At 72.0% G+C, this 19,390-nt stretch carries 22 protein-coding genes; 7 read left to right on the forward strand and 15 right to left on the reverse strand.

What is annotated here, in order from left to right:
- The first annotated feature begins 4 nt into the window (after nucleotides 1-4).
- Together QSK37_RS16980 and QSK37_RS16985 are read left to right on the forward strand one after the other, a co-directional pair.
- Nucleotides 5-1,348, forward strand: a complete 1,344-nt coding sequence (locus QSK37_RS16980) for an NtaA/DmoA family FMN-dependent monooxygenase (protein ID WP_285621754.1) — start codon at nucleotides 5-7, stop codon at nucleotides 1,346-1,348.
- Complete coding sequence (locus QSK37_RS16985) at nucleotides 1,345-2,538, forward strand: LLM class flavin-dependent oxidoreductase (RefSeq protein WP_285621757.1); 1,194 nt, start codon at nucleotides 1,345-1,347, stop codon at nucleotides 2,536-2,538. Before QSK37_RS16980 ends, QSK37_RS16985 begins: the two co-directional genes overlap by 4 nt.
- On the opposite strand, the gene QSK37_RS16990 is transcribed toward QSK37_RS16985, so the two are convergent.
- Together QSK37_RS16990 and QSK37_RS16995 are read right to left on the reverse strand one after the other, a co-directional pair.
- The gene (locus QSK37_RS16990) at nucleotides 2,531-3,739 is read right to left on the reverse strand and encodes an FAD-dependent oxidoreductase (protein WP_285621760.1); all 1,209 of its coding nucleotides are present in this window, start codon (nucleotides 3,737-3,739) and stop codon (nucleotides 2,531-2,533) included. The two genes, QSK37_RS16985 and QSK37_RS16990, sit on opposite strands and share 8 nt — an antisense overlap.
- Nucleotides 3,740-3,898: 159 nt before the next feature.
- Nucleotides 3,899-4,519, reverse strand: coding sequence for a TetR/AcrR family transcriptional regulator (locus QSK37_RS16995; protein WP_285621763.1), 621 nt, complete (start codon nucleotides 4,517-4,519; stop codon nucleotides 3,899-3,901).
- Between the two features lie 99 nt (nucleotides 4,520-4,618).
- Here QSK37_RS16995 and QSK37_RS17000 point away from each other — a divergent pair, with 99 nt between their 5' ends.
- Nucleotides 4,619-5,206 carry a TetR/AcrR family transcriptional regulator gene (locus QSK37_RS17000; protein ID WP_285621766.1) on the forward strand — a complete coding sequence of 196 codons (588 nt, stop codon included), beginning with the start codon at nucleotides 4,619-4,621 and terminating at the stop codon, nucleotides 5,204-5,206.
- On the opposite strand, the gene QSK37_RS17005 is transcribed toward QSK37_RS17000, so the two are convergent.
- Nucleotides 5,166-5,669 (reverse strand): GNAT family N-acetyltransferase, encoded by a 504-nt coding sequence (locus QSK37_RS17005; protein WP_285621769.1) that lies wholly within the window; start codon nucleotides 5,667-5,669, stop codon nucleotides 5,166-5,168. The genes QSK37_RS17000 and QSK37_RS17005 overlap by 41 nt on opposite strands.
- A complete protein-coding gene (locus QSK37_RS17010; protein ID WP_285621772.1) occupies nucleotides 5,666-6,583 on the reverse strand; it encodes an NAD(P)-dependent oxidoreductase in 918 nt (305 codons plus the stop codon). Before QSK37_RS17010 ends, QSK37_RS17005 begins: the two co-directional genes overlap by 4 nt.
- 210 nt (nucleotides 6,584-6,793) lie before the next feature.
- On the opposite strand from QSK37_RS17010, the gene QSK37_RS17015 reads away from it, so the two are divergent.
- Entirely contained in the window at nucleotides 6,794-7,261 is a 468-nt protein-coding gene (locus QSK37_RS17015) for a hypothetical protein (protein ID WP_285621775.1), read from the forward strand.
- A gap of 63 nt (nucleotides 7,262-7,324) precedes the next feature.
- Here QSK37_RS17015 and QSK37_RS17020 read toward each other — a convergent pair whose 3' ends face one another.
- Both QSK37_RS17020 and QSK37_RS17025 read right to left on the reverse strand, forming a co-directional pair.
- Entirely contained in the window at nucleotides 7,325-7,870 is a 546-nt protein-coding gene (locus tag QSK37_RS17020) for a dihydrofolate reductase family protein (RefSeq protein WP_285621778.1), read from the reverse strand.
- A gap of 57 nt (nucleotides 7,871-7,927) precedes the next feature.
- Nucleotides 7,928-8,965, reverse strand: coding sequence for a sigma-70 family RNA polymerase sigma factor (locus tag QSK37_RS17025; RefSeq protein ID WP_285621783.1), 1,038 nt, complete (start codon nucleotides 8,963-8,965; stop codon nucleotides 7,928-7,930).
- 125 nt (nucleotides 8,966-9,090) lie between these two features.
- Here QSK37_RS17025 and QSK37_RS17030 point away from each other — a divergent pair, with 125 nt between their 5' ends.
- Nucleotides 9,091-10,311 carry an MFS transporter gene (locus tag QSK37_RS17030; protein WP_285621785.1) on the forward strand — a complete coding sequence of 407 codons (1,221 nt, stop codon included), beginning with the start codon at nucleotides 9,091-9,093 and terminating at the stop codon, nucleotides 10,309-10,311.
- On the opposite strand, the gene QSK37_RS17035 is transcribed toward QSK37_RS17030, so the two are convergent.
- The 7 genes from QSK37_RS17035 to QSK37_RS17065 form a co-directional block, all read right to left on the reverse strand.
- Nucleotides 10,308-10,535, reverse strand: coding sequence for a CDGSH iron-sulfur domain-containing protein (locus tag QSK37_RS17035; protein WP_285621787.1), 228 nt, complete (start codon nucleotides 10,533-10,535; stop codon nucleotides 10,308-10,310). The genes QSK37_RS17030 and QSK37_RS17035 overlap by 4 nt on opposite strands.
- Nucleotides 10,516-11,163, reverse strand: a complete 648-nt coding sequence (locus QSK37_RS17040) for a HemK2/MTQ2 family protein methyltransferase (RefSeq protein ID WP_285621789.1) — start codon at nucleotides 11,161-11,163, stop codon at nucleotides 10,516-10,518. The genes QSK37_RS17035 and QSK37_RS17040 overlap by 20 nt, the downstream gene beginning before the upstream one ends.
- Nucleotides 11,164-11,247: 84 nt before the next feature.
- Nucleotides 11,248-12,240 carry an iron-containing redox enzyme family protein gene (locus tag QSK37_RS17045; RefSeq protein ID WP_285621791.1) on the reverse strand — a complete coding sequence of 331 codons (993 nt, stop codon included), beginning with the start codon at nucleotides 12,238-12,240 and terminating at the stop codon, nucleotides 11,248-11,250.
- A gap of 352 nt (nucleotides 12,241-12,592) precedes the next feature.
- Nucleotides 12,593-13,693 carry a carboxylate-amine ligase gene (locus QSK37_RS17050; RefSeq protein WP_285621794.1) on the reverse strand — a complete coding sequence of 367 codons (1,101 nt, stop codon included), beginning with the start codon at nucleotides 13,691-13,693 and terminating at the stop codon, nucleotides 12,593-12,595.
- 155 nt (nucleotides 13,694-13,848) lie between these two features.
- On the reverse strand, nucleotides 13,849-14,133 hold the full coding sequence (locus QSK37_RS17055) for a hypothetical protein (RefSeq protein WP_285621797.1): 285 nt from the start codon (nucleotides 14,131-14,133) through the stop codon (nucleotides 13,849-13,851).
- Between the two features lie 102 nt (nucleotides 14,134-14,235).
- Nucleotides 14,236-15,483, reverse strand: coding sequence for an Nramp family divalent metal transporter (locus tag QSK37_RS17060; protein WP_285621800.1), 1,248 nt, complete (start codon nucleotides 15,481-15,483; stop codon nucleotides 14,236-14,238).
- A 106-nt stretch (nucleotides 15,484-15,589) separates the two neighbouring features.
- Nucleotides 15,590-16,102, reverse strand: coding sequence for a manganese catalase family protein (locus tag QSK37_RS17065; protein WP_285621803.1), 513 nt, complete (start codon nucleotides 16,100-16,102; stop codon nucleotides 15,590-15,592).
- 250 nt (nucleotides 16,103-16,352) lie between these two features.
- Between QSK37_RS17065 and QSK37_RS17070 the strand changes: the two genes are divergently transcribed.
- Nucleotides 16,353-17,138: an AfsR/SARP family transcriptional regulator gene (locus QSK37_RS17070; protein ID WP_285621806.1), complete on the forward strand. Its 786-nt coding sequence runs from the start codon at nucleotides 16,353-16,355 to the stop codon at nucleotides 17,136-17,138.
- Between the two features lie 167 nt (nucleotides 17,139-17,305).
- Here the strand turns inward: QSK37_RS17070 and QSK37_RS17075 are convergent, their stop codons facing one another.
- Together QSK37_RS17075 and QSK37_RS17080 are read right to left on the reverse strand one after the other, a co-directional pair.
- Nucleotides 17,306-17,749: a DoxX family protein gene (locus tag QSK37_RS17075; RefSeq protein ID WP_285567343.1), complete on the reverse strand. Its 444-nt coding sequence runs from the start codon at nucleotides 17,747-17,749 to the stop codon at nucleotides 17,306-17,308.
- A 390-nt stretch (nucleotides 17,750-18,139) separates the two neighbouring features.
- Nucleotides 18,140-18,394: a winged helix-turn-helix transcriptional regulator gene (locus QSK37_RS17080; protein WP_285621808.1), complete on the reverse strand. Its 255-nt coding sequence runs from the start codon at nucleotides 18,392-18,394 to the stop codon at nucleotides 18,140-18,142.
- A gap of 34 nt (nucleotides 18,395-18,428) precedes the next feature.
- Between QSK37_RS17080 and QSK37_RS17085 the strand changes: the two genes are divergently transcribed.
- A complete protein-coding gene (locus tag QSK37_RS17085) occupies nucleotides 18,429-19,349 on the forward strand; it encodes an MBL fold metallo-hydrolase (protein WP_285621811.1) in 921 nt (306 codons plus the stop codon).
- Nucleotides 19,350-19,390: the final 41 nt, after the last annotated feature.

Raw genomic sequence — 19,390 nt, forward strand, 5'->3', positions numbered from 1 at the left:
GTACATGACCAAGCCCGGCAAGCAGGTACATCTCGCCGCGCACTTCCCCGGCGTCAACAACACGACCGTCTGGTCCGACCCGCGTTCGGAGAGCCAGATCGACTTCGGCTCGTTCGTCCGGCTGGCGCAGACCGCCGAACGCGGCAAGTTCGACTTCTTCTTCCTCGCCGAGGGCCTCCGGCTGCGTGAGCTCAAGGGCCGCATCCACGATCTGGACGTCATGGGACGGCCCGAGTCGTTGACGGTGCTGTCCGCGCTGGCGGCGGTCACCGAGCGCCTCGGTCTGGCCGCGACGGTCAACTCCACCTTCAACGAGCCGTACGAGGTCGCCCGGCGGCTGGCCTCGCTCGACCATCTCAGCGGCGGCCGGGCGGCCTGGAACGTCGTGACCAGCTTCGACGCGTTCACCGGCGAGAACTTCCGGCGCGGCGGCTACCTCGACGAGGCCGACCGGTACACGCGCGCCGCCGAGTTCCTCCAGACCGCGCGCGAGCTCTGGGACTCCTGGCGGCCCGACGCCGTGGCCGCCGATCCGGCCCGAGGGGAGTTCGTCCGCCCCGGCGGCATCGGCGCCTTCCGGCACGACGGACGCCACATCTCCATCTCCGGACGGTTCAACGTGCCGCGCGGTCCGCAGGGCCGGCCGGTGATCATCCAGGCCGGCGACTCGGACGAGGGACGGGAGTTCGCCGCCTCCGACGCCGACGTCATCTTCAGCCGGCACGGCAGGCTGGAGGAGGGCCGGGCCTTCTACAAGGACGTCAAGGCCCGCATGGCCAAGTACGGCCGCCGGCCCGAGGACCTGAAGATCCTGCCCGCGGTGACCTACGCCCTCGGCGACACCGAGGAGGAGGCCGCCGAGCACGCTGCCGAGATCCGCCGGGCGCAGGTGAGCCCGCAGACGGCGCTCGCCTTCCTCGAAGGCGTCTGGGGCCGCGACTTCTCCGACGTCGACCCGGACGGGCCGCTGCCCGACCTCGAACCGGACCTCGGCGAGGGCGTGTCCAAGGGCCGCGCGCAGTTCCGCGGCGACCGGAGCGCCACCGTCGAGAAGTGGCGGGCGCTGGCACGCGAGAAGAACCTCACGGTCCGCGAACTGGTCATCGAGGTGACCGGCCGGCAGACGTTCGTCGGCACCCCCCGTACGGTCGCGGACCGGATCGAGGAGTTCGTGCGGACCGACGCGGCGGACGGCTTCATCTTCGTGCCGCACCTGACCCCCGGCGGCCTGGACGACCTGGTCGACAAGGTCGTGCCGCTGCTCCAGGAGAAGGGCGTCTTCCGCGCCGACTACACCGGCCCGACACTCCGCGACCACCTCGGCCTCACGAAGGAGCAGGCGGCATGACACGTGTCCACCTCGCCGCCGCGCTGGACGGCGCCGGCTGGCACCCGGCGGCGTGGCGCTCGCCGGACGCACGGCCGGACGAGCTGTTCACCGCCGGCTACTGGGCCGGCCTGGTGGCCGAGGCCGAGAACGGCCTGCTGGACTTCGTCACCTTCGAGGACTCTCTCGGCCCGCAGTCGTCGCGGTTCGAGGGCCCCGACGACCGCGTCGACCAGGTCCGCGGGCGGCTCGACGCCGTGCTGGTCGCCGCCCGCGTCGCGCCGCTCACCTCCCGGATCGGGCTGGTGCCGACGACGAGCACCACGCACACCGAGCCCTTTCACGTCGCGATCGGCATCGCCTCGCTCGACCACGTGAGCCGCGGCCGGGCGGGCTGGCGACCGCAGATCTCCCCCCGCGCCGCGGACGCCCGGCACTTCGGCCGCCGGGAGTTCCCCGAGTTCACCCTCGACCAGCGCGCCGACCCGCGGATCGCCGAGCACGTACGCCTGCTGTTCGACGAGGCCGCCGACGTGGTCGAGGTCGCGCGGCGGCTGTGGGACAGCTGGGAGGACGACGCCGAGATCCGCGACGTGGCCACCGGACGGTTCGTCGACCGCGACAAGCTGCACTACATCGACTTCGAGGGTCGGTTCTTCAGCGTCAAGGGACCGTCGATCACGCCCCGGTCGCCGCAGGGCCGGCCGCTGGTCACCGCGCTCGCCCACGACGTCCTGCCGTACGAGTTCGCGGCACGCGGCGCGGACGTCGTGTACGTCACCCCGCGCTCCGCGGCCGAGGCCGCCGAGATCGTCGGGCGGGTACGCGAGGCGGAGACGACGGTCGGGCGGCTCGGCGACCCGCTGAAGGTCTTCGCCGACGTGCTGGTCTTCCTCGACGACGACGCCCCGGCGGCCCGCGACCGCAAGGCGCGGCTGGACGACCTGGACGGCGCGCCGCTCGCCTCGGACGCCCTGGTCTTCACCGGCTCCCCCGGAGAGCTGGCCGACCTCCTGCTGGAGTGGCGCGACGCCGGCGTCGAGGGCTTCCGGCTCCGCCCGGCCGTACTCCCGTACGACCTGGCCGGGATCACGCGCGGGCTCGCGCCGGAGCTGCGCAGCCGCGGCGCGTTCCACGACGCGTACGGCGCGGACACGTTGCGGGGCCTGATCGGCCTCGACCGCCCCGCCGGCCGCTACGCGGTCAGCTGAGGTTCGACGCGGCGCGGCGCCGCCGGTACTCGGCCGCGCGGGCCTCGTAGGTGCGGTGCTCCTCGGCCGCGTCCGGCGGCAGGTGCGGCGCGTCCGGGGTGTGGTCGGCGAAGAACTCCCTGGTCGCGTTGTTCGACGCGACGGCGAGCGGCCCGGAGCGGGCGAACATCTCCGTCTCGTAGCGGGTGATCGCCTCCTCGGTGTCGCCCGCGGCGACGATGGCGCGGGCCAGCTCGGCGCCATCGAGCATCGCGAGGTTCGCCCCGTACCCGCCGAACGGTCCCATGAGGTGGGCCGCGTCGCCGATCAGCGTGACGCCGGGCACGCGGTCCCAGGTCAGGGGGGCGGGCAGGCCGGCGAAGGAGCGGGGCACGTAGGAGCCGTCGATCTCGGTGATCGCCCGCCGGAGATCGGCCGACCAGTGACCGAACTCCCGCAGCAGGTACGCGGACACGGACGCGCGATCGCGGACATCGACCCCCTGCCGCGCGGGCCAGTCGAGCCGAGCGCGGAACGCCAGGTAGCCGCGGATGACGGCGTCGCCGTTGCGCTGCAGGATCAGCCCCCGGCCGTTGCCGTCATTGACGAACAGATGCCCGTCGCCGACGAGCGCGGCGATCTCGGGATGCGCGCGATCGACGTCGTCGTACCGCGCGTCGAGGAAGCAGACGCCCAGGTGCTCGGGTGCGGCGTCGGTCAGCAGCGGCCGGACCCTCGACCATGCGCCGTCGGCGCCGATCACGAGGTCGGCTTCGACGCCCGAGCCGTCGGCGAACTCCAGCCGCCACACGCCGTCGCCGCCGGGCGTGATCGCGGTCAGCTCGCGTCCCCAGTGGACCGTCCCGGGCAGCAGGTGTTCGTAGAGCATGACGCGAAGGCGGCCACGGTCGATCTCGGGCGCCGCCTGGTCGGACTCATCGGGAACGAATCCGGCGAGGACGCGGCCCTGCTCGTCCATCCAGGTCTTGGCCTGCCTGCTGATGCTCGCGAGCCCCAGGAACGCGTCGAGGAGGTCGGCGTCCTCCAGGGCGATCTGGCCGGTGTCGGCGTGCAGATCGAGCGTGCCTCCGGGATCGCGGGCGTCGACGGCGGAGTCGGCGTCGAAGACGGTGGGCCGGATGCCGTGGCGCTGCAGCACCCGTGCGCAGGTGAGGCCGGCGGGTCCGGCGCCGACGATGGCGATGCGAGGTGAGGGCGTCATCTCGGGCTCCTCTCGTGTCGAAGCGGGTCCGGGTGGCCCGGACCCCGAGAAAAGCACACTTGAGCAATAAGTGCAACGGATACACTTTTTGAGCGGGTAACCCGATCTCTAGGCATGGCGGGGCCGTGTGGTGAGGAAGGGCTTGTCGGCGTGGGTCGGCTACGCCGTCGTGTCGGCGGCCGGGCCGCCCACCGCGTGCCAGCCGTGCTCGAGCAGGTCGAACGCGCGCTCGACCATCAGCTCGGGGTCGGAGCCGTCGAACACGAGGTCGATGACCTCGATCGAGAAGTGGGCGAGCGCACGGCAGGCCGGATCGTCGTGGGGAGCGCCCACGTCGTCGGCGATCTCCGCGGCGAGAGCGAGCTCGTACCGCATCCACATCTTGCGCGAGTACTCGCGAAGCGCCGGGGTCTGCTCGATGAGCCGCTTGAACTGGGCGAAGCGCGGATCGTCACCGTGGTGGGGCAGCCGATGCCGGATCACGTAGTCCCGCAGTGCGGCCGGGATCGACCGCCCGGCACCGCGATCCCGTACGGCCGACAGGAGGGCGTCCTTGACGTCGCCCTCCTGGTCGAAGACCAGGGCCTCCTTGCTCGGAAAGTGCTTGAACAGCGTCGTGACCGACAGGTCGGCCGCCTCGGCGATCTCCCGGATGCCCACCGCGTCGTAGCCGCGCTCCAGGAACAGGCGCAGTGCGGCGTCGGCCAGAGCCTTGTGGGTGGCGGCCTTCTTCCGCTCGCGCCGGCCGAGTCGAGGCTGCTCGATGGCACTCTCCGGCATGCGGTCACTCTACCGAGAACGGCCGCGGGCCGTTCCCCCGTGACCGGACGACGCGGGTCGACTACCCTTTATGACAGGCGTCATGGAAGGCGGGAGTCCATGTCGGGTGAGGAGAGGCCGCCGCGGGAGCGGATGGTCTACAGCGCGGCACAGCTGGTGCGGTCGCGCGGGGTGGCGGCGACCGGCGTACGCGACGTGGTGGCGTACGCGAACGCGCCGCGCGGGTCGTTCCAGCACTACTTCCCCGGCGGCAAGGACCAGCTCGTCGGGGAGGCGCTGGCCTGGTCCGCCGACTTCGCGGCCCGTCGGGTCGCCTCGTACGGGCGGCAGGCCGGCGAGCCGTCGCCGTCCGGGCTGTTCGCGCACATGGCCCGGCAGTGGCGGGAGGAGCTCACCGCGCGCCGCTACGAGCGCGGATGCCCGATCATGGCGACCGCCTCGGAGCTGGCCGGCGGCGACTCGCCCGTCAACGAGCCGCTGCGCACGGCCGCCGCCCGCTGGGAGCGGGCCGTGGTGGAGGAGCTGGTGCGCATGGGCGTGCCGGCCGAGCGGGCCGGGGGCCTGGCCACCGTGATGATCAGCGCGCTGGAGGGGGCGATCATGCTGGCGCGGGTGTGCCGCGACGTCGGCCGGCTCGACACCGTCGTCAGCGAGCTCGCGCCGGTGCTGGACTCCTACGCCGGCTGAGCGGCGGCGCGGGGACGGCCACGTCGACCGTCAGGTCGCAGCCCGCCGCGCTGCTGGCCACGACGTCCGCGCGGGCGCACACGTACGCGATCAGGGACGGCTGCGACCGGCAGAGTTCGAGGCGCATCCGCTCCACCCCGGCGGCGTGTGCCGCGGCGAACAGGCGGGCGAACAGCAGCCCGCCGACGCCCCGGCGCTGCCAGGCGTCCTCGACCAGGACACCCACCTCATGGACGCGCGGGTCGTCGGGAACGGGCCCCGCGCTGGCGAGCGCGACGAGGCCGCCGGCGCCCGCGGGTTCGGCGACGAACGCCCGGTGCCGTCCGTCGAGACAGCTGCTCAGGTAGGCCGCTGGGATCTCGGTGACCGGGCCGTGGAATCGGCGGTAGCGGGTCTCCCCCGAGCAGCGCCCGAACATGGCCGCGAGCGCCGCGGCGTCCTCCGGGCGGACGGCCCGGATCACGTCCGCGCCCCCTCGCCTCGCCCGGCGGGCACGGCCTCGGCGTGCCGGTCCGTACGCTCCTCGATCGCCCGGACCACCGCCACCATGTCCGCCCGGCCGTGGCCCAGCGCGACCGTCTCGTCGTACAGGGCGTGGCAGACGTCCAGCAGCGGGGAGGCCACGCCGGACTCGCGCGCGGCGCCGGCGACCAGGCGGTTGTTCATCAGGACGTCGGCGGCCGCCGCCTGGGCGGCGAAGTCCTGGTCGAGGAGCTTGCGCGTCTTCACCCGCGACACCGCGCTCGCCATCGGCCCCTTGTCGAGGACCTCCGCGAACCGTCGCAGGTCCAGGCCGTGCCGCTCGGCGAAGTGGGCCGCCTCGGCCAGGCCGGTGACCATCGTGATCAGGTACAGGTTGACGGCGAGCTTCATGTACAGCGCTCCCGGGACGGCTCCGCAGACGGTCGTCTCGTGGCACATGGGCGCCAGCAGCGGGCGCACCGCCTGTACCGCGGCGTCGTCACCGGCCAGCATGGCCACGAGCCGTCCCTCCTCGGCGGGCGTGCGCGACCCGGAGACCGGGGCCTCGACGTAGGCGCCGCCGGCGGCGCGGACGTCGGCCTCCAGGCCGCGCGAGTACGCGGGCGAGGTGGTGCCCATATGTACGATCGTGCGCCCGGCGACGCGAGCGCCGAAGTCCGGGGTGGCCCGGGCCAGCACCTGGTCGATGGCCTCCTCGCCCGCGAGCATGAGGATGACGGTGCGGGTGCGGGCGAACAGCTCGGCGGGGCCCTCGGCGACCCGCGCGCCGGCGGCGCGCAGTTCCTCGCACCTGGCGGCCGTGCGGTTCCAGACGACGAGCGGCGTGCCCGCGCGGGCCAGGTTGAGCGCCATGGGCCGCCCCATGAGTCCCAGCCCGGCGAAACCGATGTCCATGCGCCCTCCCTGGTTATGACGGTCGTCATGATAATCATGACAGCTGTCATAGTCCACGAGCCTCGACGGGATTCCGCGCCGTGGTGGACCTGGCGACACCCCACGACCGGCGGTCCAGCCGCACCCGAGGACGCCTCCTGGGCCCAGGGCGCGAACCGCGCCGCCGCAGGAGGCTTGGTCTCACCGGAACGAACCAGAGGGAGACCGACCATGAACGTCGAACTGCGCGACCTCACCGCACTGGCCCAGCGCCTGCTCCACCCCGACCAGGTCACGCTGGCGGAGACCGAACGCGACCACGCCCGCCACCGCGTCGAGGACGCCGTGTACGCCGGCGAGCTGGGCAAGGAGCACGCCGCGACCGCCCTGACCCGCGTCGCGAACGCCCGCACCCGCGGCGACCTGCGCCGGGCGATGGGCGTCGTGCCGGGAGGAGCCGCACCGTCCGGCCTGGTCAACGCCCTGCGCGGAGCGAGCGCCGTGTGGCTGGGCGGGACGGCGGTGCAGATCGTCGTCTGGGCGCTGATCACCGTGATCGGCCTTCACCTGACCGAGCCCTGGTGGCTGTGGACGCTGATCCCCGGCCTGTTCGTCGTCGGCCCGCTGTGGTGGCTCAACGAGACGCACTACCGCGCGGCCCCGGCGACGACCGGCGCCATCGACTCCGCCCGCGGATGACCCGCCGGACGAACGGCCCACCGGCCCCGCGGCGCCGGTGGGCCGACCGTTTCCCGGGCAGGGTCACGAATAGCGCACGCGGTACCACAGGTTCGTCACGTGCGGTGCCTCGGTGACGCGCAGCTGTTCGAGGTCGACCGAGCCCCTGTCCTTCCGGTCGAACATGCGAACGCCGTCGCCGAGCAGCACCGGTGCGACGATCATGAGGATCTCGTCCAGCACGCCGGCCTCCAGGCACTGCCGGGCGACCTCGGCGCCGAGGACGTTGACGTACTTGTAGCCCGCCGCGTCCTTGGCGGCCTTCACGGCGGTGTCCAGGTCACCGACGAACGTGACGTCCGGGATCACCGTGTCGGGCGCATGGTGGGTGAGGACGAACTGCGGGCCCTCCCACCCGCCGCCGAACGCCTTTCCCTCCTTCTCGGTCCCCCGGTGCGGGTCGTCGCCGCCGAAGGTATGGCGGCCGACGAGGAGGGCGCCGATCCGGCCGATCAGCTCGCCGACCTCCGGGTTCGGGCCGAGATGGGCGGTGAGCCAGGACATGTCACCGCCGGGACCGGCGATGAAGCCGTCGAGGGACATGGTGGCCGAGTACAGCAGTCGTGCCATGAGGTACCTCCGTGGAAGCGGACCGGTACCTGTTGAGACGGTGAACCGCGGAGAAACTCATCGACCCGCGGGTGGCAGCTCCAGCGGCAGGCCGAACGCCGGGAACAGGCCGGGATCGTGGAACGCGGTCGCCTCCACGATCAGGTCTCCCTCGATCCGCAGGACGCCGATCGCGGCGGCGCGGTACACCGGCGACGAGGGCTCGCGGATGTAGGCCGCGGCCGCCGGCTGCCGGTTGGCCGAGGTCGGCAGCATCGCGAACCGTCCCACGTACGCCGGGGAGGCCGGGTCCCAGCCCTCGGCCAGCGCGATCAGCACGGCGTCGCGGCCCTGGAACCACATCGGATACGGCGGCATCGTCGTCCGTACGTCCTCGGCCAGCAGGCCGGCCATCGCGGTCAGGTCGGCGTGCTCGACCGCGTCCATGTACCGCCGCAGCACCGCGCGTTCGCGCGGTGTGGGCTCGGCCGGCGCCCGCCAGTCGAGGCGGCGTTCGGGCAGGTGCTCGCGCATCGTCGCGCGGGCGCGCTGGAGCGCGCTGTTCACCGAGGCCACGCTGCCGCCCAGGTGCTCGGCGGTCTGCCTGGCCGGCCAGCCGAGGACGTCGCGCAGGATCAGCACGGCCCGCTGCCGCGGCGGCAGGTGCTGGATCGTGGCCAGGAAGGTCAGCTCGATCGTCTCGCGGGCCACCGCCACCGCCTCCGGCTGCGCCTCGGCCGGCGCCAGGCGGTCGGGGAACGGCTGCAACCAGGAGACGTCCGTACGCGGCGGGCGGCCGGCCGTCGGGTCGGAGGGCTCCTCGACGTGGTGCGGCAGCACCCGCCGGGCCCGGCCGTCGAGCGCGTCGAGGCAGGCGTTCGTCGCGATGCGGTACAGCCAGGCGCGGAACGTCGAGCGGCCCGCGAAGCCGCCGAGGTTCTTCCACGCGCGCAGGAACGTCTCCTGCACCAGGTCCTCGGACTCCTCCAGCGAACCCGTCATCCGGTAGCAGTGCACCCGCAGCTCACGCTGGTGGCGCTGGACGAGCACCGCGAACGCCGACTCGTCGCCCGCGCGGGCGGCGGCCATGACCGCGTCGTCGTCTGCCGTGCTCATCGGTCCCTCCCCGGCCTCGTCTCCGAGTCGACGGCGCGACCGTATCGTCACCGAGATCCTGACAGTAGTCGTCAGTGTCGGCGTCCACGCTGAGATCCGCTCTCCCCATCTCCTGTGAGGACTTCTTGGACGCGTCATCCCGCCGGGCCGAACGCCTGCTCACGCCCGCCGTCTTCATCACCTCGCTGGGCAACAACATCCAGGTCATCGCGGCGTCCCTCCTCCTCGTCCGGGCGGAGGGATCCATGCTGGCGGTGGGCTGGCTGTTCATCGCCATGGCCGTCCCGCAGGCACTGCTGTCGCCCTTCTTCGGCCGGCTCGCCGACCGGGTCGACCGCCGCCTGCTCTGGCTCGGGTGCGATCTGGCCGGCGCGGCCGCCGCCCTGGCCCTGCCGGTGGGCGTCGCGCTCGGCGGGCCACGTGACCTGGTCGTGTACGGGGCGGGCCTCGCCCTCGCGGTGGCCAACGCCCTCTTCGTCCCGGTCGGCGCGGCGCTGATCAAGGAGCGCGTGCCGGCGGGCGAGCTGCGGCGCTTCAACGCGAACTACGAGATCGCCATGCAGGCCGGCATGCTGCTGTCCGGCTCGATCGGCGGGTTCGCCGTGCAGTGGTTCGGGGCGATGCCGCTGTTCGTGTTCAACGCGGCGACCTTCGCGGCGTCCGCGATCTGCGTCTTCGCCCTCGGCCGGGGCCCGGCGCGCCCCGCTCCGGCACGGCCGTCGGCCGCGCCGTACCGAACCTCCCTGCCCGGCGGCACGGGCCGGCTGATCCTGCTGTACGCGCAGACCGGCATCGTCATCACGGTCTTCAACGCCCTGTTGCCGATCCTCGTCGTCGTCGAACTGCGTCGCGGCAGCGGCTTCCTCGGCGTGGTCGACGCCCTCGGCGGCACGGGTTTCCTGTTCGCCGCCGCGGCGTACCGCGTGATCGGCAGACGCGTCGCCGATCTGCCGATCGCGATCGCCGGGCTCCTGCTCACCGGCGTCGGGCTGGTGCTCCAGCCCCTGTACGGCGTCGCCAGCCTGGTGTCGTGCGTGCTGGTGGGCGCGTCGCTGCTGGGCCAGGCGCGCATCGCCTCACGTGCGCTGCTACTGACGTCGGTCGCGGAGAGCCAGGCCGGCCGGCTGTTCGGCCTGGCCAACGGGTGCGGCCTCGCGGGGACCATCGTCGTCATGCTGGGAGTGTCGGAGGTCACCGATCACTCCGACAGCCGGTACGGGTTCGCGACGCTCGCGGTGATCACCACGGCGGCCACACTGCTGGTCCTGGCCGCGAGCCTGCTCACGGCGGGGCGGGCCCGGCGGCCCGAGCCGCCGGCACCGCTCGTACCGGCGGAACAGGGTTAACTCCGGCGGCGGCGGTGGCTCGTGTCGCACAGCGGGAAGCGCCGGCTGCGGTGACAGGCGCAGATCGCGACCATGAAACGGTCGGAGACGACCGTCGTACCGTCGGCGAGCAGGATCTCGACCGGCCCCTCGACCAGGACGGGGCCGGCCGGTACGACGACGACGCGCCTGCGGTCTCCGCGCGGCGGGACGCCGGGGTCCGGCTCACGATCGCTGTTCGGCACGGATCACCACCAGTTCCTCATAGCGCTGTTCGGGGTAGATCAGCCCGCGTTCCTCCAGGTCGTGGGCCCGCGCCGTCATCACCGGCCCGAACTGCTGGCGGCGGCGCGCGCCGACGGTCACGTGCAGGCCGGCCGTACGCAGGAGGTCGACGGTGCTCTCGATCCCGCACACCGCCGACTGGACCATCAGCAGCGTGCCGCCCGGGGTCAGCAGCGAGGGGGCCACCGCGCAGAGCCGGTCCAGGACCGCGCGCCCGCGGGCGCCCCCGTCCCAGGCGCGTCTCGGCCCGCGCGGATGTGCGGTGTCGCTGGAGCAGACGTACGGCGGATTGGCGACGATCAGGTCGAACGCCTCATCGCGAACGGCGTCCACCAGATCGCTCCGGACCACGCGTACGGGCAGCCGCCGGAGCCACACGTTGACCCGCGCGGCGAACACGGCGTGGGAGCAGACGTCCACCGCGACGACCTGGGCGGCGCCGCCACGCGCGGCGGCGAGCGCGAGGGCTCCGGTCCCGGTGCCGACGTCCAGCACCCTCACCCCGACCCGCACGGTGCGCAGGGCCTCGGCCAGCAACCAGGTGTCACCCTGCGGCCGGTAGACGCCTGGTGGCCTGAAAAGCCACACGAACAGCTCATACCGCATTTGTGCTGCAAAAATACGCAGGCGGCGGGTCAAGAAACTCTGGGCATCTCTTGGTTCCGGGGTGGGTCAGGTGAGCACGGGGGCCCGGAGCGACGACTCGCCCGCGCGCCAGGCACCGAGCAGCCGGCCGCCCAGCCGCTCCTCCAGCATCGCGGTCGCCTGCGCGCCGAGCACGACGTCGGCGGCCAGGTACGGCTCGGCCGCGAGGAGATCGCCGACGACGTCGCGGCGGAGGACCTGCTCGTGCACGGCGTCGGCCTCGATGTGCTCGGTGAAGAAGACCTCGGCCCCCGGCCGGGCGCCCAGACGTTCGAGGGCCTCGGCAAGCCGCTGGGCGCCGGGCGGGGTGCTGATCTCGGCGGCCGCGAAGTGCCCGACCAGCGCTCCTCGCAGCGCCCGGTGCAGGCCGAACAGCGACATCATGTTCACGGTCGCCAGCGTCACGGCGGGAACCGCGTCGAGGTAGCGCCCGTACGCGGGATCGAGCCCGGTCTCCCGCATCAGCTCCGCGAACAGCCGCGCGTGCATCCGCTCCCCCCGTCCCCCGCCGAACTCGTCGTACTCGACGGCGACGAGCGAGGCCTTGGCCTGCCCGCGCAGCCGCGGGATCACCCAGGCGTGCGGGTCGGCCTCCTTCAGGTGGTAGATCGAGCGGTGCACGAGGTACTCGCGCAGCTGCCACCATTCACCGTGGTCCCGCAGGTAGGCGCTCACCCCGGTGTCCTCGGTCGCCTCGGCGGTCACCCGGCGCAGCGCGGCGCCCACGTCGTCGCCGCCGGGCAGCTCCGTACGGATGGCGTCGAGGAAGACGCGTTCCATGCGGGCACGGAGCCGCAGCAGTCCCGGCTCCCACTCCCATTCCGGATCGACCCGGTCGAAACCGCGGTAGTGCAGCTCGTAACAGGTGTAGAGCGCGAGCTGGAGATCCTCGCCGAAGGGATCCGCGTCCATCCTGGCGATGGACGCCGGCGCACCGTCCCGCAGCACGGAGACGACCGCCGCCGACAACGGCCCCCGCGCCTCCGGCAACGGCGGCGCGACGATGACGTTCGACGTCACGAGGTTCCCTCCTTCCCTCGGCCCTGGCTTGTCCACAACCGCGGGGACGCCTTCCTTCGGGAGGTCTCGGCCCTTGACAATGGAAGTGGGCTGGAGCCCCCAGGGCGGGCAGGGCGTCTCACCGGGCCGGGGGCAGGGCGTCCCACCAGACCGAGGGCAGGGCGTCCCACCAGACCGAGGGCAGGGCGTCCCACCAGACCGAGGGCAGGGCATCGCACCAGACCGAGGGCAGGGCATCGCACCAGACCGAGGGCAGGGCGTCCCACCAGACCGAGGGCAGGGCATCGCACCAGACCGGGGGCAGGGCGTCTCGCGGCGATGCGGGCGGGGGTCTTGCCTCGGTGGGCCGGCATCAGCGGCGGCCCGTCTGCTGGATGAGCATGTCGACGACGCTTCGCAGGCCGTGGACGGCGGCGATGCGCTGGCGGGCCGCGCCGGTGCCGCTGTGGCCGATCTTGCGGATCAGCGCGCGGACGGTCCGCAGGTCCCCGGTCTCCTCCAGTGCGGGGCGTATCCGGCGCAGGAGTTCATCCAGCAGGTCCCGGGCGGCCGTCCGGCGTTCTTCGAGCAGATGGATGCCCTGCCCCGTCAGGCCGTACCGGGCCGCCGACCACAGCGCGACCGTGCACAGCTGCTCCCCCACCGGCGCCGCCTCCCTGCCTCCGGCGAGTTCGCCGAGCGCGGTCACCACGAGGGCCCGTACGACGGCCGCCTGGAGCACCGCCTCGTCGACCGTGGCCGCCGCGTCGCTCGCCCGTACCTCGATCGTGGGCAGCCGAGGTGACGGTCTGGCCAGCCAGAACGTCGTCGTCCGGTCCGCCAGGACGCCGAGTTCGACCATACGGTCGAGGAACTCGTCGTACGCGGCGGCGGAGGCGAACCACGGCGGGACGCCCCCGCCCGGAAAGCGCGCCTGCACCTGGATCCGCCAGCTCCCGTAACCCGAGTCGCGGCCGTGGTCGAACGGCGAGTTGACCGACAGAGCGACCAGCGTCGGCAGCCAGGGCCGCAGGTGGTTGAGCACGCCGACGGCCAGTTCGCGGTCCGGGACGCCGATGTGCACGTGGCAGCCGCAGGTCTCGTGGCCGACGACCGTGCCCGCCAGGATGTCGGCGATCCGCGCGTAGTGCTCGCCGGGCATGAACGGGGCCGTACGTCCGGGCAGGACCGGGTTGCCCGTCGACACCAGCCGCACCCCCTCGGCCCGTGCCGCGGCCGCCAGGCAGGTACGCGCGTCCGCGAGCTGCCGGCGGAGTGTCTCCAGGTCACGGCACACGCCGGTCGCGGCCTCGACCTGGGTGGCGACGAGTTCCGCCTGGAACATCACCTCCGGTAGAGACGCCTTCGCCGCCCGGGCGAGCACCGCCGGCGCGTGCGGCGAGGTACGGCGGGTGACGGCGTCGACCAGGAGGAACTCCTCCTCGACCCCCATCGTCCGACCGTTCCTGTCCACCAGGCCGCACCTTCCCCGCACCACCCGGTGTCGCCCCAGGCGGCGACACCGGGTGCGCTCGTGAAACGTGAATCGCGTGCCGCGCCGGGTCGAAAGCCCTCTTCCTGGGGAAATGCCCAGCAGCGGCCACCGTCATACCGGCACGGCCGGCGAGGTCAGCTGACCGGCATCCTCTCGCGGGCGCGGCTCTTCATCCTCTCCACCCGCTCCGCCGGCATGGTCTCGCCCATCTCCTCTTCCATCCGCATGGCGTTGCCGAGCGCGAAGAAGGTCGGGGCCCACTGTCCGACGAAGATGCCCCACCGGTCCGCGCGGGCGATGCCACGCGACTCGATGTTGCGGGACATCATCCAGGACGCCACCGACATGCCGATGGACGCGAACCCTGCGGTATAGAGCATCGAGGACGAGATACCCGCCTTGCGGAGCATGCTGATCATGACGATTCCCCCCTGAACTGTGCGTTTGCCTGCCGTAGCCGTACCCATCCAGCCAGTCCGCCACCCCACGCCCGGCGGCGGCCGCCGAAGGGGCCGAGCGGGTCAGCCCGCCAGGGCCTGGCTGATCAGAAAACCGTTGAGCGCCGTGATCAGGGCGGTGACGACCGCGCCGGCGATGACGGTGGACTGGCGGTTGACCAGGTCCCCCATCAGCGTCCGCCGGCTCGTCAGGGCGATCAGCGGGATGAGCGCGAACGGGATGCCGAAGGACAGCGCCACCTGGCTGAGGATCAGCGCCCGGGTGGGGTCCACGCCGGCGGCCAGGAGCGCGACGGCCGGGGCCATGGTGAGCAGCCGGCGGACGAGGACCGGAATCCTCCGGCGCAGGAAGCCGTCCATGATGATCTGGCCCGCGTACGTTCCCACGCTGGACGAGGCCAACCCCGAGGCGAGCAGGGCGACGGCGAAGGCCACCGCGGCGCCGGGTCCCAGGACGTCGCCGAGGCCCGCGTGGATGGCCTGGAGACCGCCGGGGTCGTGGCCGTGGAAGGCGGTGGCGCCCACGGTCAGCATCGTGATGTTGACCAGCCCGGCGACGCCGAGGGCGACGAGGATGTCCACGCGGCTCGACCGCAGCGCCGCACGGCCGGACTGGCGGCGTGTCAGCGCCGAGTGCAGGTAGATGACGTGCGGCATGACCGTGGCGCCGACGATGCCCGTCGCGAGCAGGAGGCTGTCCGGGCCGGCGAGGCGCGGGACGAACCCGCCGGCGGCTCCGGCGAACGACCCCGCCCGTAGGGCCTGATACAGGAAGCCGGCCAGGACGATCGCGAGCATGCCGCCGATCACCACCTCGAACCGGTGGCGGCCCCGCGGTGCCAGCGCGAGCAGCCCGCACGAGACGACCGCGGTGATCGCCGCCGCGGGCAGCAGGGCGACGCCGAACAGCAGGTTCAGGGCGATCGCGCCGCCGACGAACTCGGCCAGGTCGGTGGCGACGGCCACCAGCTCGGCCTGCGCCCACAGCATCCAGGTCAGCGGGCGCGGCAGGTGGTCGCGGCACAGCTCGGGCAGGGTCTGCCCGGTCGCGATGCCGAGTTTGGCGGACAGCGCCTGGACGAACATCGCCAGGACGTTCGCGACGGCGACGACCCACAGGAGCAGGTATCCGTAGCGGGCGCCGCCGGACATGTTGGTCGCGAAGTTGCCCGGGTCGACGTACGCCACCGAGATGACGAACGCCGGCCCGCACATGCCGGCGATGCGGCGGGCTCTGGGGGCGGCCGTCGGGCGGGATGCGACCGGAGGGAAGGTCTCCTGATACTGAGCCGGATCGAGCACGACAGTCACCTGTTCTCCTCATGGCCGCGGAACCTCGGCCGGGCGTGCCGGACGGGGGATCCCGCGCCGGAGGCCCCGCACGGCTCGCGGTGGGGCTCCGACGCCTGCTCCGGCCTCAGGTGAACTTGTCCTTGAGCTTGCCCAAGGGTCCGGTCTCGGTGCCGAGGACGGGACCCTTGGGTTCACCCATGCTGCCGTCGTAGGTGGCGTAGAGCTTGGGGTCGGGCGGGGGCGCGGCGGCCAGGTCGCCGAGGGGTTCGGGGTCCATGAGGTAGGTGAACTCGTGTTCGCCGTCGGGCTGAAGCCCCGATGCCCAGCCGCCGTCGGTGGCGGCGGCGCCGTCGGACAGGTGCCAGATGGTCTGGGCGTGTTCGGCGTGTTCTTCGTCGAGGAGGGCGTTGGGCGCGACGGTGGTGGGTTCGAGGCCGATCTCCTCGGTCGCCACGTCCATGATCAGGTCCTTGTACTTGCCGGGCATCCGGCAGTTCCAGCCCTGGAACAGGTACTGCATCGTCACGGTCATCTCGCCGTACGCCCCGCCGATCAGCTCCTGGAGCTTGTGTGCGAACACGTGGTCGGGCTTCTCGGGCTTGGCGTCGAACTGCAGATGGTCGGTGTGCCGGAACACGCTCACTCCTCACGATCGGTGTCAGACGTGAGGGACGCTATGCGGCACTCGTCTCCCACCCGTCACCACGGCGTCGCCGCCTGCGCCACCGCTCCCGCCGTGTCCCGCTCCGGGCCGGGCCGCAGGCGCGGATGACCAGCCGTACGAGGCGGTGACGGGGCCGTGACGAGCGGGTCGGCGACCTCTGTCAGCGCGGCGTTACCGGCATGCAGACGGGTATTTGCCTCAAAGCGGGTAGGCGACGTCTCAAGTGCGTATTTCGACACCCGCCGCCCCGGAGGACGCGATGGCCGCCATGCCGCAGGCAGAGCACGTCACCGCCGGATACACGGTGCGCCTGCTCGGCGGGTTCGAGCTTCGCCGGGGAGACCGGACCATCGCCGCGAGCCCGTCCGCGCAACGGCTGCTCGCGTACGTCGCCACCCGGCGCGCCATGGTCAACCGGGCGGCCGCCGCACGGGCCCTGTGGCCCGACTATCCCGACCCACGCCCCGCGGCGAACCTGCGGTCGGCCCTCTGGCGGCTACGGCGGGAGCACGGGGGCGGCCCGATGATGTCGACCGCACACGGACTGGAGCTGCGGCGGGACACGGTCGTCGACCTCCAGACGGTGCACGCGAGGACCGCCGCCCTGTCGTCCGCGCCGGACACCTCGTGGGACCTGGACCTGGCGGTGCTGCGGCAGGACGTGCTGCCCGACTGGGCCGATGAGTGGCTGCTGCCGACGCGCGAGTGGTTCCGGCAGATCCGGCTGCACGCGCTGGAGACCCTGTGCACGCGACACTGCCGGTGCGGCCGCTTCGACGCGGCGCTGGAAGCCGGCCTGGCGGCCGTCGACTGCGAACCGCTGCGGGAGAGCGCACACCGCGCGATCGTCCGGGTGCACCTCGCCGAGGGCAATCCGGCCGAGGCACTGCGCCAGTACGAGCTGTACCGGCGGCTGGCAGGCAGCGAGCTGGGGTTGCGCCCGTCGCAGCAGTTCCGCGCACTGATCGCCCACCTGCTCGGCCGCCCGATGGACGTCCAGGCGACCTGAGCGCGGCGGCGTCCACCGGTCCGGCCGATGGAGGGCCGTCGCGCCCACTCAATCGATCACAGCTCCGAGTCGGGCTTTACGTCCGCCTTCGCAACGCATACCGGCGGCTTTCCCAGACCCGTCATCGTTATTGGCCGTGTTGCGGTGCTGGGCGCCCGTGGTGCGGGTCAGACCTCTAATCCGGCGGAAATCGGTTCGACGGTCCTGGCCACCGCGGGCCGTGCCCGGCGACTCAACAGCGTGTCGAGCGCCCACGACCCGCCGCCGAACAGGGCCAGCAGCAGGAAGGACCAGCAGAACATCACCGCCGGCTCGCCGCCGTTGAGGATGGGGAAGAGCGCCTTCGGCTGGTGGACGGTGAAGTAGGCGTAGGCCATCGACCCTGACGCGATCACCGCGGCGACGCGGGTGGCCAGCCCGAGGGTCACCAGCCCGCCGGCAACGAACTGAATCAGGGCGGCCCACCAGCCAGGCCACTCGCCCAGGTGCGGTTGCGCTCCGCCGTGCGCGCCGCCGAGGACGTTGAACAAGGTCGCGGCTCCATGACAGGTGAACAAGAATCCGACCACGACGCGGAAAAGCGACAGTACGGAAGAGCGCAGCCGTTGCATCGATTCCTCCGAGGCAGGGGGGACCCGCGGACGGCCAAGGGGGCCGGCCGTCGGGCGACGGTGAGGGACGGAAAAGACGTTCTCGCCAGATCGTTTACCGGCGCGATTACTGGAGTGTAAGCCGGTTACTAAACTACAGAAAACTCCCTTTCATGGATTTCATAAGCCAGCCTCGATCTGCCGGTTAATGTCGGTGATGGTCTTTAGTTCGCGACTACCCACACCAGCCCTAGCTGACCTGCATGTCAGCAGCGGTCATCGGCTGTTGTTGGTCGCCCGTGGCCAGCCTGTGACGGCCCAGGGACGGCCCGGCGCCCTCGATCGCGATACGTGAAGCAGGAGCCTCGCTGATCGATGTCGAGATTCCCCGCCTGTCCGACCCGCGGCACGCTACCGGTCCAGGGAGTCGGCACCGTCGTAGCGCTGCCGGGCGGCCTCCAGCGCCGAGGTGTTGGCGCTGAACCAGCCCAGTAGCGCGCACAGCTGCTGAGCCAGGCTCTGCCCGAGTGGCGTCAGGCTGTAGGTGACCTGCGGCGGGACGGTCGGCTCCACCAGGCGTTCGACCAGCCCGTACCGCACCAGCGACTTGAGGTACTGCGACAGCATCTTCTGGCTGATGCCGGCGATGTGCTGACGAACGTCCACGGAACCGGTGGTCAAAAAGATGAATGGATTCAAGATGGGCACAAGCCGTGTATCCCCGGCCTTCCTGGGCTGGGACCTTGGAGGCGTCGTCGTACGCCGAATCGACGAAATCGACATCTCACCGGCGACCAGTCAGTGGCTACTGCCCGATGCCACACCGGAGCACTTGCAAAGCCCCTGGCTGCAACCCCACTTCACCAACGGCACAGCCTTTGCGATGCACGTACACCTCTTCGCGATCGAGACGAACGGCAAACGCATCCTGGTCGACACCGGCATCGGCAACGACAAGCCCCGGCAAATACCCGACGCCGACAACCTCCAGACCCCGCTGCTGCACCGGCTGACCGCCGCGGGCTACGCCCCGGACACCGTCGACTTGGTGATCACCACGCACATGCACGTCGACCACATCGGCTGGAACACTCACCTGGTCGACAGCCGCTGGACACCGACCTTCCCGAACGCCCGCTACCTCACCGACCGCAGGGAATGGGACTACTGGACCGCCGCCGCCGAAAGCGACGAGGAAGTCGCCCAGGCGCACCGAGACTCCCTGCGACCCATCCATGACAACGGCCTGTACGACCTGCTCGACATCCCCGCCGCAGGCCTTGAGGTGGCCGACGGTGTCCGCCTAGTACCGACACGCGGCCACACGCCCGGCCACCTGTCGGTGAAGCTGACCGGCGCCAGCCGCAACGCGCTGATCAGCGGCGACAGCCTGCATCATCCCGTGCAACTGGCTTACCCCGACATGGGTAGCGACGGCGACGTCGACCCTGCCGAGGCACGAACCACCCGCCACCGCCTGCTCACCGAACTAGCCGCCACCGACGACCTGCTGCTGGGCACCCACTTCACCCACCCCACCGGCGGCCGCATCCAGCACGAGGACAACCGATTCCAGCTGCTGACCGATTCCCCTGCACTTCTCTCGCCCGCCTCGTTCTAAAGGTCCGCGGGCCGGCACCAAGCGGCCCCCTCACCTACGGC

Origin of the sequence: Actinoallomurus iriomotensis, from assembly GCF_030269445.1 — a bacterium.
GTDB classification, from domain to species: domain Bacteria; phylum Actinomycetota; class Actinomycetes; order Streptosporangiales; family Streptosporangiaceae; genus Actinoallomurus; species Actinoallomurus iriomotensis.

Coding starts and splice junctions, on each gene's coding strand:
- QSK37_RS16980 (WP_285621754.1), top strand. CDS start 5: ATGACCAAGCCCGGCAAGCAGGTACATCTCGCCGCGCACTTCCCCGGC.
- QSK37_RS16985 (WP_285621757.1), top strand. CDS start 1,345: ATGACACGTGTCCACCTCGCCGCCGCGCTGGACGGCGCCGGCTGGCAC.
- QSK37_RS16990 (WP_285621760.1), bottom strand. CDS start 3,739: ATGACGCCCTCACCTCGCATCGCCATCGTCGGCGCCGGACCCGCCGGC.
- QSK37_RS17025 (WP_285621783.1), bottom strand. CDS start 8,965: ATGAGCACGGCAGACGACGACGCGGTCATGGCCGCCGCCCGCGCGGGC.
- QSK37_RS17010 (WP_285621772.1), bottom strand. CDS start 6,583: ATGGACATCGGTTTCGCCGGGCTGGGACTCATGGGGCGGCCCATGGCG.
- QSK37_RS16995 (WP_285621763.1), bottom strand. CDS start 4,519: ATGCCGGAGAGTGCCATCGAGCAGCCTCGACTCGGCCGGCGCGAGCGG.
- QSK37_RS17085 (WP_285621811.1), top strand. CDS start 18,429: ATGGGCACAAGCCGTGTATCCCCGGCCTTCCTGGGCTGGGACCTTGGA.
- QSK37_RS17020 (WP_285621778.1), bottom strand. CDS start 7,870: ATGGCACGACTGCTGTACTCGGCCACCATGTCCCTCGACGGCTTCATC.
- QSK37_RS17055 (WP_285621797.1), bottom strand. CDS start 14,133: ATGATCAGCATGCTCCGCAAGGCGGGTATCTCGTCCTCGATGCTCTAT.
- QSK37_RS17000 (WP_285621766.1), top strand. CDS start 4,619: ATGTCGGGTGAGGAGAGGCCGCCGCGGGAGCGGATGGTCTACAGCGCG.
- QSK37_RS17015 (WP_285621775.1), top strand. CDS start 6,794: ATGAACGTCGAACTGCGCGACCTCACCGCACTGGCCCAGCGCCTGCTC.
- QSK37_RS17075 (WP_285567343.1), bottom strand. CDS start 17,749: ATGCAACGGCTGCGCTCTTCCGTACTGTCGCTTTTCCGCGTCGTGGTC.